Source organism: Shewanella sp. KX20019, from assembly GCF_016757755.1.
Taxonomy (GTDB): Bacteria; Pseudomonadota; Gammaproteobacteria; order Enterobacterales; family Shewanellaceae; genus Shewanella.
Map to the genome: position 1 here is coordinate 1,962,744 of NZ_CP068437.1, position 12,348 is coordinate 1,975,091.

The window sequence follows — 12,348 nt, forward strand, 5'->3', positions numbered from 1 at the left end:
ATAACAGAATTAGAGGAAAGAAAATGACTGAATTAGCCCAAATGAAATGTGAAGCCTGTCAAGCAGATGCACCCAAGGTGAGTGATGCTGAACTAGCTGAACTTGTGCGTATGATCCCTGATTGGACTGTAGAAGTACGTGACGGCATTATGCAGCTTGAGCGTGTGTACAAGTTTAAGAATTTTAGATTAGCAATGGCGTTCACTAATAAGCTTGCCGATCTTGCAGAGGCTGATTTTCATCACCCTGGAATTTTGACTGAGTGGGGAAAAGTGACGGTAACATGGTGGTCTCATTCAGTTAAAGGCCTACACAAGAATGATTTCATTATGGCAGCCAAGACGGATACACTTTTAGCTGACTAATCGAGCTTCGCGCCAGCTCTACTGGCGCGTGTTTATTCTCTATATCCCCAAATCTGCTGTAAACAAGTCTTGCCACAACACTCATAACCTTTTAACGTATAGGCGAAATATGCTTAACAGTTATCTGCTCTCCTTATTGGGCTGAGCACATTGTCGCTGGATACTGGTCACTAGTTATATTTTAGTTTTATCCCAATAACAATTATTTAGAAAAGGGACTGCAATAGTATGCGCTTGGAAGTCAGCTGTTTAGACCGAGTCGGTTTAGCGAAAGATATATTATTGATAATGGAAGATTATGGTATCAACCTGTTTGCTATCGACGCTAGTAATCAAGGTTTTCTGTATCTGCAATTTGCTGAAGTTAGCTTTGATATGCTCAGCGAACTATTGCCGCTTATCCGCAAAGTAGAGGGGGTACACGATGTACGAACCGTCTCCTTTATGCCGTCTGAGCAAGAACATTACGCGTTAAAAACACTGTTAAAAACATTGCCTGATTCAGTCTTTTCACTCGATATAAAAGGGCGTATTCGCATTGTGAACGAATCGGCTTTGCATATTATCGGTATGGCTGAGCATGAGATCATAGAGGAATCCATTGGCCACTGGGTACAGGGTTTTAACTTTAGCCGTTGGTTGAGTGAATCAACCGTGTTGGCGCAAGCGACTCGGGTCAATATTGGTGAGAACGAATATCTGGCTGAAATGTTGCCTATTTATCTGCCTGACGGTAGTGAAAACCCAATTCTTGCTGGTGCAGTCGTGTCATTAAAGTCACCAGCCCGTTTAGGTAAACAATTTAATGCATTGCAAAACCAAACCACTGGGTTTGAAAATGTATTAGCAACCAGCGATAAGATGAAAGAGGTGCTGGTGCAGGCCCGCAGAATGTCGCAGTTGGACGCACCATTATTGATCACAGGAGAAACCGGTACTGGCAAAGAGTTAATGTCACGAGCGTGTCACGATGCCAGTATGCGCCGCGAACAGCCTTTTATTGCGATTAATTGCGCCGCGATGCCAGACAGTGCAGCCGAAGAAGAGTTATTTGGTTATGTGAGTAATGGCACTGTGGTCAAGCGCGGATTTTTTGAAGAAGCAAAGGGCGGAACCGTCTTTTTAGATGAAATTGCTGAGATGTCTCGGTCTGCACAAGTTAAGTTATTACGTTTTTTACAGGACGGTACCTTTAGACGTGTTGGCGGAGATGAAGAGGTGCGCAGTGATGTTCGCATCATCTGTTCGACTCAGAAAAATCTAGCCGAGCTGTGCCAGACAGGTGAGTTTAGAGAAGATCTTTACTATCGTATCCACGTCTTAAGCTTCCATGTACCGTCTCTTCGGGAGCGTAAAGTGGACGTGATCCCACTGACAGAAATGTTTTTAGAGCATTACAGCCAACAACTCTCTATCCCAATTCGCCGTATTTCAGGTGAATGTCGTGAGCACCTTCTTGCTTATGCTTGGCCGGGTAATATACGCCAACTTAAAAATGCCATTTTTAGAGCGGTGTCTATGTGGGATGGCAGTGCTGAATTGACTGTGGACCAACTTAAATTGCCATCGTATGCAGAAGGCTTCGGCTATTTTGATCATCAGTTTGAGGGCAGTCTTGAGCAAGCGATGAAGCAGTTTGAAGCTAGTTTGCTACGACGCTTATATCCGGCTTATCCAAGCACACGTCAACTTGCTAAAAAATTAGGTGTCTCTCACACCGCTATCGCGAATAAGCTGCGTGAATACAAGATTAGTAAACAGAAAGCTTTGTAACAGCTGATTGCCAGTGTTTGCTTGCTTTAGCAGCAATAGAAGCTTAGTAACCCCTATTACAGCCTATCTCATCTAGGCTGTAATTATATGTTTACATATTGGGTGCAATTGTAGGTAAATGTGATTTAGCTCACGCTATTCCACTATTGCCGTTCTTAAGGTATTTCTATGCCAAGTAGATCTAGGCGTAAGCTTGATTCATTTAAAACAGCATACAAAAGCTGGGATCAGCAGCTAGCCACATTTTATTAGGAGTGAGTATGAAGTTAGCAAGTTATGATAATGGCCGCCGTGATGGTCAGTTAATGTTAGTTAGCCGTGATCTAACTAAAGCGGTTGCGGTGCCTGCTATTGCTCATACTTTGCAGCAGTTGTTAGATTCATGGGATCTACTCAATCCACAATTGGTTGAGCTTTATGATGCATTAAACGAAGGTTTGATGGATAACGCAGTAGTGTTTGACGAAGCTAAGTGTTTATCACCACTTCCAAGAGCCTATCAATGGGCTGATGGCAGTGCTTATGTAAACCATGTTGAATTGGTACGTAAAGCTCGTGGTGCTGAGATGCCTGAGACATTCTGGACCGATCCTCTCGTTTACCAAGGTGGCTCAGACTGCTTTATAGCACCAACTGCAGACATTCCATTGGCAAGTGAAGCGTGGGGCATCGACTTTGAATCTGAAATTGCCATTATTACCGATGATGTACCCATGGGGGTCGCAAGGGACAATGCTGCCAAACATATCAAACTGCTGATGCTGGTAAATGACGTGTCATTAAGAAACCTGATCCCTGGCGAACTGGCTAAGGGTTTTGGATTCTTCCAAGCTAAGCCTTCAAGCAGTTTTTCACCTGTCGCGGTCACGCCCGATGAGTTAAACGATAAGTGGCAAGATAGCAAAGTACATCTGCCATTAATCACTCATCTGAATAATGAGCTGTTTGGGCGCCCAAATGCGGGTGTCGATATGACATTCAACTTTAGCCAGTTGGTATCTCATGTTGCAAAAACACGTCCTTTAGGTGCGGGTGCCATTATTGGTTCTGGGACTATTTCTAACTATGATCGTAGTGCGGGTTCAAGCTGTCTTGCTGAGACTCGCATGCTTGAAACCATCGCCGACGGTAAGCCTTCAACGCCATTTATGGGCTTTGGCGACCGCGTTCGTATTGAGATGCTTGACGAAAATGAGCAGTCAATATTTGGTACTATTGATCAGCAGGTCGTTGAATACAAAGCTTAGATTCTTCACTAGTGGTTAATAATTAAAGTTTGAAAGAGAGTTAATTCGTATCGGGTTAGCTCTTTTTATTTTTAGGATATCCCCGTCCCTCTGAATTCTGCATCTTCAGGTAGGATGGGTATATAAGATATTGGTTGTTCCTTGGTAAGTCAGTGCAATTGATAAAATAGGGAAATTTAATAATGATGAAATTATATGGCTACTGGCGTTCAAGCGCTGCTTACCGCGTGCGTATCGCGCTTAATTACAAAGGGGTGATAGCTGAGCAGCTCTCGGTTCATCTGGTGAAAAACGGCGGTGAACAGCATCAGCAACAATACACAGCATTGAATGCGCAAGAGTTGGTGCCAACATTGGTGACAACGGATGAAGATGGACGAGAACTGGTATTAACGCAGTCGCTCGCGATAATCGAGTATCTTGAGGATATGCACACTCATAATCCACTTCTGCCTCAAAGTGCATCTGATAAAGCGATTGTAAGAGCTATGTCGCTTACCGTTGCGTGTGAAGTTCATCCGTTAAATAACTTAAAAGTTCTGCAGTATTTGGCGGCAGAGTTAGATATTAGCGATAGTGCTAAAGCATCCTGGTATCACAATTGGGTACATCAAGGTTTTGCCGCATTAGAACAGCAATTAGAACACTATAGTGGTAAGTTCTGTTTTGGCGATAAAATTACCTTAGCTGACCTGTGCCTAGTGCCACAAGTTTATAACGCAGAGCGCTTTAAAGTGGATATGACGCCATATCCTAATATCGTACGCGTCAATGCCAATTGCTTAGCGGAGCAAGTCTTTATTGATGCGATTCCTGAGAATCAGCACGACGCAACATAGGCTCGCATTTAGATTGCCGATCTATCTATCTTCCATTATCTATTTTCCATTAAGAATTCCACAAACGCTCGGTCTGCTTTACTGATCGGGCGTTGTTTTTTCCAGGCAATATGCAGATCTAAATATACTGGCGGTTCAAAAGGTTTTGCCAATATGTTGTCATGGGGTTCAATCACCATCTCTAAAACGCTAGTAATGCCATACTCTTGAGCAACCACTTGTTTGATGAGATTGATAAGATTAGTCTCGAACGCAATACTGGCATTAAGGCCCAATAACTGTGCTTGTGCAAGCATCCACTCTCGATGAAAGTACCCCTGTTTAAAGAGCACTAAATCGTGTTGGAAAAACTGCTCCAGGGGGACGGAACCCTGATCTGCTAACGGATGATGTTTACCTACGGCAACAACCATTTGTTCTTGCAGCAAAAGGTGGCTTTCAAAGTGTTCGTTTAGATCATTGGCGGTAATGATGGCGATATCAACATCTTCTCGTAGCAGCATTTTTAATGTGTCACGAGTCCCCCCTTCAAATAGCGATAACTTCAAATCCGGATGTTGATGTCTAAATGCCATTAATCGGCTTGGCAGATAAAAAGAGCCTAGCATGCCAGGTACGGCAACCCTCACTTCACCTTTGGTCAGGTTTGCCATTGATTTGATATGCGCTTCAGCTTGCGCCATGTTTTTAATGATTTGGGTCGCATGTTGATGTAGTGCGCGTCCCTCAGCTGTTAACGAAAGTACCTTACTGCGCTTATGAGCCCCTCTATCGACTAAAGTAACCCCTAGTGAGTCTTCTAACCTTTTAATGCTCTGACTGAGTGCTGGTTGCGCTATGTTTAATTGTTGCGCTGCCTTAGTAAAGCTACCTGAGGTTATCAATGCATCAAGGTGTTTTAACTGCTTTATATCCATAACAACCTCACTTACAACAGAATGAAAAAATTAACCGCTTTCGAGTGGTTATACTAACGAGTTTGATAGTTAAACATCCATAACAAAAATCAATAAATAGTGCCGTTTTTAATTATTATCGTTATGTATATTGAATTGTTATGATCTTTAGACCGAGAGAAAATCGTGAAAAGTCATTCTATTATGAGCAATACAGCTGTGCAGGGTAGTGGTAAGCGCGAACTCCAATTAATTGGCGGGTTATCGATTGCGTCAATAGTCATTTTTATTAATTTATACCTTGTTCAGGGGATGCTTCCGCTTATCGCTGAGGCATTTTCAGTATCGAAAACTCATGCAACATTATTGCTGTCGGTGACCAGCTTCACGATGGCATTGTCATTATTGCTGTTTGCTGTGATGTCAGATCGTATCGGTCGTAAACGCCCGATATTAATTAGCCTTTATCTGCTCGTCATCGTGGATATTATTGCCATCTTTATTGGAGATTTTAGTCAGCTCGTTGCGTTGCGGATGGTGCAGGGGATTTTGCTGGCGTCGGTGCCTGCAATGGCAATGGCTTATTTCAAAGATGAGCTAGGTGGAAATGTGTTGTTAAAAGCGGGTGCTATTTATATTGCAGCCAACAGTATTGGCGGGATCGCAGGCCGGTTATTGGGCGGTTTAATGTCAGAGTACTTACAATGGCATGAGGCGATGATGTTATTGGCTGCTTTATCGCTTTTCGGCACGCTACTGGCTGCAATCATGCTACCTGATAGTCAGTTTATTAAACCAAAATTCGAACTCGGAAATTTATCACTGAAATCAGATTTTAAAGGGTTTTGTGAGCACCTAACGAATCCAAGACTGAGATTGATTTATTTGGTGGGTGGTGTCGCATTCATGGTGATGGTCAATCAATTTAGCTATATCCAGCTGCATTTAATGGCGAGCCCTTTTGTGCAGGGACCCTTTGAAGTTACCTTGATTTTCCTTTGTTACTTAAGCGGCACTTACGCATCCTATCGCAGTGCTAAATGGATTAGTGAACTGGGTATTAAAGGCGTATTTAGCTTGTCAGTTATTGCGCTAATGCTTGGTTCATTGTTTACCCTTTTTAATAGTGTTATGACCATCTATTTAGGGTTTCTCATCTCGTCATTTGGATTTTTTCTTATTCACAGTAGTTGTAACGCTTGGGTGGCATTTATCGCCAAGCAACATCGCGCTAAAGCCACCGCGCTGTATTTATGTAGTTACTATCTTGGTGCTGCAATTGGTGGGCCTTACTTATTACCGTTTTGGCAACAGTGGGGCTGGCAAGGCGTAGTCTTCGGCTCAATGATCTGCTTGAGTGTATTAGCAATGCTTGTTAGTAAGTTGATATCGCCAATGGATGCAAAAAGTCCGCTGACATTCACTGTTTAATGTTGTGAGCTACTGTTGAAGTTGAGCCCCTATCTACAGCTGGTTAGCCAGATACACTGGACGGCTGTGGCCATATTTTGGCCCGGAAATGTCCATGAAAGAATACCCCAGCGGCAAAAAATGTCACTAAAGCTCCACTCTGCAAAGCCCATTTAACATCAAACATACTCAATACACTACCAAGCCCAGCAGCGAGTAAGTTGCCTAAGCAAAATATCGTCACCAACATCCCCATCAACTGTCCTTGCGCATTACTCTGGTATGAATTAGACAAATACACTGGTAAGAAACCATTGTAAATGGCGATTCCTGCACCCATAAGCGCAAAAGAAATCAAATATAACTGGCTCGTGACAAGGGGCAGGGTGGCGAGTGAAGAGGCAAAGATAATGACTCCCATTAGACCTGCGCTAGCATGTGACATCATTTTCTGAATTTTGGGGTTAATCCAAATGCTGGTAAAAATCATACATGCCGTTAAGAATACTGTGGCCCAACTAATATCGACGGGGTTATAGTCGAATTGTCTTACTAAATGTAAGGGGTAGTATTCGTAGTAGAGATTGACCCCCATGGTTAGTAGTAGATAAAGCATGAAAAAGCGTCGCAAATCCGCTTGGCGTAACAAGACTAGACTGGAAGCATTACTTGCGGCTTTGACTGTTTTATTTAAGCTTACAGGCATGAGAAAGTGGCTCAAGGCTGCACACAAAAAGCATGCTATCGCCGCAACAATAAATACTGTTTCAATTCCAGAGTAAATTAAATATCCGCCCATAAGAGGTCCCAGTAGATAGCCACCGTATCCCATGGCACTAATGAGAGAAAAGCTACGAGTTTTATCAATAATCGGATGAAGATCGGCTGCAATAGCGCGTGCAATCGAAATATTACCTTCGCAAACGCCTGTCATTAACCTAGCAATACAAAATAATGCAAAATTACCGCTAAGTGCTGCGAAAGCAGTTGCACTATAGCCAACGCCACTGCCTACTAAGGTGAGGGTTAATAAACGACGTCTACCGTAACTATCCGACAAAGCACCGATAAAAGAACTACCTATAATAATTCCTAATGGATAAACACCCAATACAATACCGAGTAATAGCTCTTTTGGCAGCCCTTGAAATTGAGTTAATGCACTTTCACCTTGTTCAAACAGCGGCGCTAAAATAGGGTAGGGAAGGGCGATACCGGCAACACTGATAAGTGTCACGACGAGTGTGATCATCAATATTCTTTTGGCGTCGGTCTGCGGCATAGATGTCGGCATCGATTTTGTCTTTAACGAATAATATGAATGGCAAATATTACACGTAACAGATGTTATGTAAATAAAAATGTTTACTTAATTGGTTGCGACATTAAATTTCAATTTTATGTCATAAAACAAACAAACGATTTACTGATGTGTGGAGGTGGTTTTGTCTAAAATCTGTAAACAGGGGATAGATGTTTGGTAGCGTCTAGTTTCCGCTAGCAAGAGGGCAATGCCTAATGCTTACTTGGTCGGATTAATCTGATTCATTACTGAATCACTAGGGAGTAACTCAAGATGGCCTTGCTCATCAAAATACCAGCCTGTGATAAAGCCTTTTTGGCGCATTCTCACTAAGTTTTGCATAACTTCTTTTGCTTCAACAAGGGCGGTTTGCTGATCATATTGGTAGGTGAGTTTTAAATAGGCGGCAATACTCGAAAGCGAAGCCGATTGACTGACGTCAGCCATGAGATTCATCCAAAAATAAAAGATACTAAAGGATAGTTGAAATTGAGAAGTACAGAAGGTAAATAACCGAATAAACAGTAAGGAAGATTGTATTTAGGAGATAAGAATATGGTGGTCGATACTGGGCTCGAACCAGTGACCCCCTCCTTGTAAGGGAGGTGCTCTCCCAGCTGAGCTAATCGACCTGGGACTTACTAATCTTACTAACTTTATTCTCTTGGCAGAGAATGGTGGTCGATACTGGGCTCGAACCAGTGACCCCCTCCTTGTAAGGGAGGTGCTCTCCCAGCTGAGCTAATCGACCTGGGACTTACTAATCTTTCTAACTTTATTCTCTTAGTAGAGAATGGTGGTCGATACTGGGCTCGAACCAGTGACCCCCTCCTTGTAAGGGAGGTGCTCTCCCAGCTGAGCTAATCGACCTGGGACTTACTAATTTTACTACCTTTTATTCTCTTAGCAGAGAATGGTGGTCGATACTGGGCTCGAACCAGTGACCCCCTCCTTGTAAGGGAGGTGCTCTCCCAGCTGAGCTAATCGACCTGGGACTTACTAATTTTACTACCTTTTATTCTCTTAGCAGAGAATGGTGGTCGATACTGGGCTCGAACCAGTGACCCCCTCCTTGTAAGGGAGGTGCTCTCCCAGCTGAGCTAATCGACCTGGGCATTAGTACAATAAAATATTCTCATCATCAAAAAGATGGTGGTCGATACTGGGCTCGAACCAGTGACCCCCTCCTTGTAAGGGAGGTGCTCTCCCAGCTGAGCTAATCGACCTGGGAATACTTTAACAACGTTGATTTAGATAAGCTACATCTAGTTAGATGGTGGTCGATACTGGGCTCGAACCAGTGACCCCCTCCTTGTAAGGGAGGTGCTCTCCCAGCTGAGCTAATCGACCTGGGACTTATCTAATTTTACAACTACATTCTATTAAAAATAAAACATGGTGGTCGATACTGGGCTCGAACCAGTGACCCCCTCCTTGTAAGGGAGGTGCTCTCCCAGCTGAGCTAATCGACCTCGCTGTGTGGGGCCGTATTATAGGGGGGAACGATCTACTGTCAACGCTTTTTTAGATAAAAGCTCGTGTACGGTTCAATTATGCACGTATTGGCGCTTAGTTAATCATTTACGACAGGGAAAGTGAGGGTAAGTGACTCAATTTAGGTTTAATCATATTAGTTTGTTCGAATGAAAGAGACATTAATCGGTTATAAAAAAGCTTGGACTTACCAATATTTGCGATTAGCTAAGTAGAATTAGCTAGAGATGGTTTTTACTGAATGACTGTTAAAGACGAATAAAAGTGATTCTAGTGTTTAAAAGCGTCATTCCACCCACAAAAATTGCCATATAGTAGCAGGCCTATTTTCCCTGACCGTTTTGACTGTTAGAATGTGCGCCACATTCATTGGTACAGTCTATTATTTAGGCTTTCTATATTAGGTCAGTGTCCCATTATGACAATTAAGACGCGTTTTGCACCAAGCCCTACAGGTTTTCTTCACGTTGGTGGTGCTCGAACAGCACTTTATTCATGGTTATATGCACGTGCAAACCAAGGCGAATTTGTATTACGAGTAGAAGATACAGATATTGAACGTTCTACACCTGAAGCATGTGCTGCTATTTTAGAAGGTATGGAATGGTTAGGATTAAACTGGGATGAAGGTCCTTTTTACCAAACTAAGCGTTTCGACCGTTATAACGAAATTATCGCGCAAATGTTAGAGCAGGGTAGTGCATATAAGTGTTATTGCAGCCGCGAACGTATCGAACTTATGCGTGAAGAGCAGGCCGCAAAAGGCGAACAGCAGAAGTATGATGGTTGTTGTCGTAATAAAGCGCCTCGCAATACTGACGAGCCTTTTGTTATTCGTTTTAAAAACCCAATCGAAGGTAGTGTTGTTTTTGATGATCACGTACGTGGCCGCATTGAAATTTCAAATAGCATGCTAGATGACTTGATCATCGCTCGTACCGAAGGTACACCTACCTATAACTTCTGCGTTGTTGTTGATGACTGGGATATGGGTATTACTTGTGTTGTTCGCGGTGAAGACCATATTAATAACACACCACGTCAAATTAATATCTTAAAGGCCCTTGGTGCTCCAATCCCTGAATATGCGCATGTAGCGATGATTTTGGGTGATGATGGCGCTAAGTTGTCAAAACGTCATGGCGCCGTCGGTGTTATGCAATATCGTGATGATGGCTATCTGCCAGAAGCTCTACTTAACTATTTAGTTCGTTTAGGCTGGTCGCACGGAGATCAAGAAGTATTCTCAATCGAAGAGATGAAACAGTTATTCAAACTTGATGATATCAACAAAGCAGCATCAGCCTTCAATACTGAAAAGTTGATTTGGTTGAACCAGCATTACATTAAAGAGATGAATCCTGAGTATGTTGCTTCTCATCTAGTGTGGCACATGAATGATCAGAACATTGATACCAGCAACGGCCCTAAATTGGCTGAAGTTGTTACTGCACTTTCTGAGCGAGCAAAAACACTGAAAGAGCTAGCGTCTTCGAGTCGGTACTTCTATGAAGACTTTGCTGACTTTGATGAAACTGCAGCGAAAAAACATCTTAGAGGTGTTGCCATGGAGCCATTGACTCTTATTCAAAATAAATTATCTGAATTAACTGAGTGGACAGTAGAAGCTATTCATCAGGCCATTGAAGATACAGCAAGCGAATTAGAGGTGGGTATGGGTAAGGTTGGAATGCCTTTACGCGTTGCGGTTACTGGCGCGGGTATGTCTCCAGCTGTAGATTTAACCTTATTCTTGGTTGGAAAGGCACGTTGTGAGCAAAGAATATCCAAAGCGATTGAATTTGTAGCAAATAGAATAAATTCCTAAAAAACGAGTTGACACTTTTGGGTGTGCTGCATAGAATGCGCCACGCAGTTGAGACACTGGTAGCAAATGCTTATAGTGCACTCGAAAGTGATTTAGTTAGTGAGGGGCCTTAGCTCAGCTGGGAGAGCGCAACACTGGCAGTGTTGAGGTCAGCGGTTCGATCCCGCTAGGCTCCACCAACTAACTAATGTTAAGCGTTAAATCTTAGCCTACAGGGTTTAGTGAGTATTCACTCTTTGCAGAGTCTAATGCAGTCCGGGTCCCCTTCGTCTAGAGGCCTAGGACACCGCCCTTTCACGGCGGTAACAGGGGTTCGAATCCCCTAGGGGATACCACTATTTAAAATAACAAGATTTCGGTCTGGTTATTCAAGCATTAAATCTTAGCCTACAGGATTTAATGAGTATTCACTCTTTGCAGAGTCTAATGCAGTCCGGGTCCCCTTCGTCTAGAGGCCTAGGACACCGCCCTTTCACGGCGGTAACAGGGGTTCGAATCCCCTAGGGGATACCACTATTTAAAATAACAAGATTTCGGTCTGGTTATTCAAGCGTTAAATCTTAGCCTACAGGATTTAATGAGTATTCACTCTTTGCAGAGTCTAATGCAGTCTGGGTCCCCTTCGTCTAGAGGCCTAGGACACCGCCCTTTCACGGCGGTAACAGGGGTTCGAATCCCCTAGGGGATACCACTATTTAAAATAACAAGATTTCGGTCTGGTTATTCAAGCATTAAATCTTAGCCTACAGGATTTAATGAGTATTCACTCTTTGCAGAGTCTAATGCAGTCCGGGTCCCCTTCGTCTAGAGGCCTAGGACACCGCCCTTTCACGGCGGTAACAGGGGTTCGAATCCCCTAGGGGATACCACTATTTAAAATAACAAGATTTCGGTCTGGTTATTCAAGCGTTAAATCTTAGCCTACAGGATTTAATGAGTATTCACTCTTTGCAGAGTCTAATGCAGTCCGGGTCCCCTTCGATTAAAGAAGAGAGCGCCTAGGACACCGCGCTATTTTTATTTAAAGCAGCACGGCGGTTTCACTTTAATAGCCTTCTAAAGTGTTACTTATAGGTCTTCGTTATATTAGAAGTAAAACAATATGTCCGGGTCCCCTTCGTCTAGAGGCCTAGGACACCGCCCTTTCACGGCGGTAACAGGGGTTCGAATCCCCTAGGGGATACCACTATTTA

General features: G+C 43.2%; 9 protein-coding genes and 14 tRNA genes. 12 read left to right on the top strand and 11 right to left on the bottom strand.

The window, feature by feature from the left end:
* Positions 1-23: 23 nt before the first annotated feature.
* From JK628_RS08550 to maiA, 4 genes are all read left to right on the top strand, one after another.
* The gene (locus JK628_RS08550; protein WP_202289083.1) at positions 24-365 is read left to right on the top strand and encodes a 4a-hydroxytetrahydrobiopterin dehydratase; all 342 of its coding nucleotides are present in this window, start codon (positions 24-26) and stop codon (positions 363-365) included.
* Positions 366-593: 228 nt separating this feature from the next.
* Entirely contained in the window at positions 594-2,138 is a 1,545-nt protein-coding gene (gene tyrR, locus JK628_RS08555) for a transcriptional regulator TyrR (protein WP_202289084.1), read from the top strand.
* A 260-nt stretch (positions 2,139-2,398) separates the two neighbouring features.
* On the top strand, positions 2,399-3,385 hold the full coding sequence (locus JK628_RS08560) for a fumarylacetoacetate hydrolase family protein (protein ID WP_202289085.1): 987 nt from the start codon (positions 2,399-2,401) through the stop codon (positions 3,383-3,385).
* Between the two features lie 185 nt (positions 3,386-3,570).
* Complete coding sequence (gene maiA, locus JK628_RS08565; protein ID WP_202289761.1) at positions 3,571-4,224, top strand: maleylacetoacetate isomerase; 654 nt, start codon at positions 3,571-3,573, stop codon at positions 4,222-4,224.
* A 35-nt stretch (positions 4,225-4,259) separates the two neighbouring features.
* On the opposite strand, the gene JK628_RS08570 is transcribed toward maiA, so the two are convergent.
* Positions 4,260-5,141: a LysR family transcriptional regulator gene (locus JK628_RS08570; RefSeq protein WP_202289086.1), complete on the bottom strand. Its 882-nt coding sequence runs from the start codon at positions 5,139-5,141 to the stop codon at positions 4,260-4,262.
* 183 nt (positions 5,142-5,324) lie between these two features.
* Between JK628_RS08570 and JK628_RS08575 the strand changes: the two genes are divergently transcribed.
* Positions 5,325-6,551, top strand: coding sequence for an MFS transporter (locus JK628_RS08575; protein ID WP_202289087.1), 1,227 nt, complete (start codon positions 5,325-5,327; stop codon positions 6,549-6,551).
* 43 nt (positions 6,552-6,594) lie between these two features.
* On the opposite strand, the gene JK628_RS08580 is transcribed toward JK628_RS08575, so the two are convergent.
* The 10 genes from JK628_RS08580 to JK628_RS08625 all read right to left on the bottom strand — a co-directional run bounded on the left by JK628_RS08580 (position 6,595) and on the right by JK628_RS08625 (position 9,305).
* Complete coding sequence (locus JK628_RS08580; protein WP_202289088.1) at positions 6,595-7,824, bottom strand: MFS transporter; 1,230 nt, start codon at positions 7,822-7,824, stop codon at positions 6,595-6,597.
* Between the two features lie 228 nt (positions 7,825-8,052).
* Positions 8,053-8,280 (bottom strand): hypothetical protein, encoded by a 228-nt coding sequence (locus JK628_RS08585; RefSeq protein ID WP_202289089.1) that lies wholly within the window; start codon positions 8,278-8,280, stop codon positions 8,053-8,055.
* Between the two features lie 109 nt (positions 8,281-8,389).
* Positions 8,390-8,465: transfer RNA gene (locus tag JK628_RS08590), tRNA-Val, on the bottom strand.
* Positions 8,466-8,508: 43 nt separating this feature from the next.
* A tRNA-Val gene (locus JK628_RS08595) sits at positions 8,509-8,584 on the bottom strand.
* 43 nt (positions 8,585-8,627) lie between these two features.
* A tRNA-Val gene (locus JK628_RS08600) sits at positions 8,628-8,703 on the bottom strand.
* Between the two features lie 44 nt (positions 8,704-8,747).
* Positions 8,748-8,823 (bottom strand) — tRNA-Val (locus tag JK628_RS08605).
* Between the two features lie 44 nt (positions 8,824-8,867).
* Positions 8,868-8,943: transfer RNA gene (locus tag JK628_RS08610), tRNA-Val, on the bottom strand.
* 40 nt (positions 8,944-8,983) lie between these two features.
* Positions 8,984-9,059, bottom strand: a tRNA-Val gene (locus tag JK628_RS08615).
* A gap of 48 nt (positions 9,060-9,107) precedes the next feature.
* A tRNA-Val gene (locus tag JK628_RS08620) sits at positions 9,108-9,183 on the bottom strand.
* Positions 9,184-9,229: 46 nt separating this feature from the next.
* A tRNA-Val gene (locus tag JK628_RS08625) sits at positions 9,230-9,305 on the bottom strand.
* 440 nt (positions 9,306-9,745) lie between these two features.
* Between JK628_RS08625 and gltX the strand changes: the two genes are divergently transcribed.
* The 7 genes from gltX to JK628_RS08660 all read left to right on the top strand — a co-directional run bounded on the left by gltX (position 9,746) and on the right by JK628_RS08660 (position 12,341).
* Positions 9,746-11,155, top strand: coding sequence for a glutamate--tRNA ligase (gltX, locus tag JK628_RS08630; protein WP_202289090.1), 1,410 nt, complete (start codon positions 9,746-9,748; stop codon positions 11,153-11,155).
* Positions 11,156-11,258: 103 nt separating this feature from the next.
* Positions 11,259-11,334, top strand: a tRNA-Ala gene (locus JK628_RS08635).
* A gap of 80 nt (positions 11,335-11,414) precedes the next feature.
* Positions 11,415-11,490: transfer RNA gene (locus tag JK628_RS08640), tRNA-Glu, on the top strand.
* A gap of 102 nt (positions 11,491-11,592) precedes the next feature.
* A tRNA-Glu gene (locus tag JK628_RS08645) sits at positions 11,593-11,668 on the top strand.
* A 102-nt stretch (positions 11,669-11,770) separates the two neighbouring features.
* A tRNA-Glu gene (locus JK628_RS08650) sits at positions 11,771-11,846 on the top strand.
* A gap of 102 nt (positions 11,847-11,948) precedes the next feature.
* Positions 11,949-12,024: transfer RNA gene (locus JK628_RS08655), tRNA-Glu, on the top strand.
* A 241-nt stretch (positions 12,025-12,265) separates the two neighbouring features.
* Positions 12,266-12,341: transfer RNA gene (locus JK628_RS08660), tRNA-Glu, on the top strand.
* The last annotated feature ends 7 nt before the right edge of the window (positions 12,342-12,348 follow it).

Bases quoted from the DNA above. Each gene is read 5' to 3' on its own strand.
- JK628_RS08585 (WP_202289089.1), bottom strand. From the start codon at position 8,280: ATGGCTGACGTCAGTCAATCGGCTTCGCTTTCGAGTATTGCCGCCTAT.
- JK628_RS08580 (WP_202289088.1), bottom strand. From the start codon at position 7,824: ATGCCGACATCTATGCCGCAGACCGACGCCAAAAGAATATTGATGATC.
- gltX (WP_202289090.1), top strand. From the start codon at position 9,746: ATGACAATTAAGACGCGTTTTGCACCAAGCCCTACAGGTTTTCTTCAC.
- JK628_RS08570 (WP_202289086.1), bottom strand. From the start codon at position 5,141: ATGGATATAAAGCAGTTAAAACACCTTGATGCATTGATAACCTCAGGT.
- maiA (WP_202289761.1), top strand. From the start codon at position 3,571: ATGAAATTATATGGCTACTGGCGTTCAAGCGCTGCTTACCGCGTGCGT.
- tyrR (WP_202289084.1), top strand. From the start codon at position 594: ATGCGCTTGGAAGTCAGCTGTTTAGACCGAGTCGGTTTAGCGAAAGAT.
- JK628_RS08550 (WP_202289083.1), top strand. From the start codon at position 24: ATGACTGAATTAGCCCAAATGAAATGTGAAGCCTGTCAAGCAGATGCA.
- JK628_RS08560 (WP_202289085.1), top strand. From the start codon at position 2,399: ATGAAGTTAGCAAGTTATGATAATGGCCGCCGTGATGGTCAGTTAATG.
- JK628_RS08575 (WP_202289087.1), top strand. From the start codon at position 5,325: ATGAGCAATACAGCTGTGCAGGGTAGTGGTAAGCGCGAACTCCAATTA.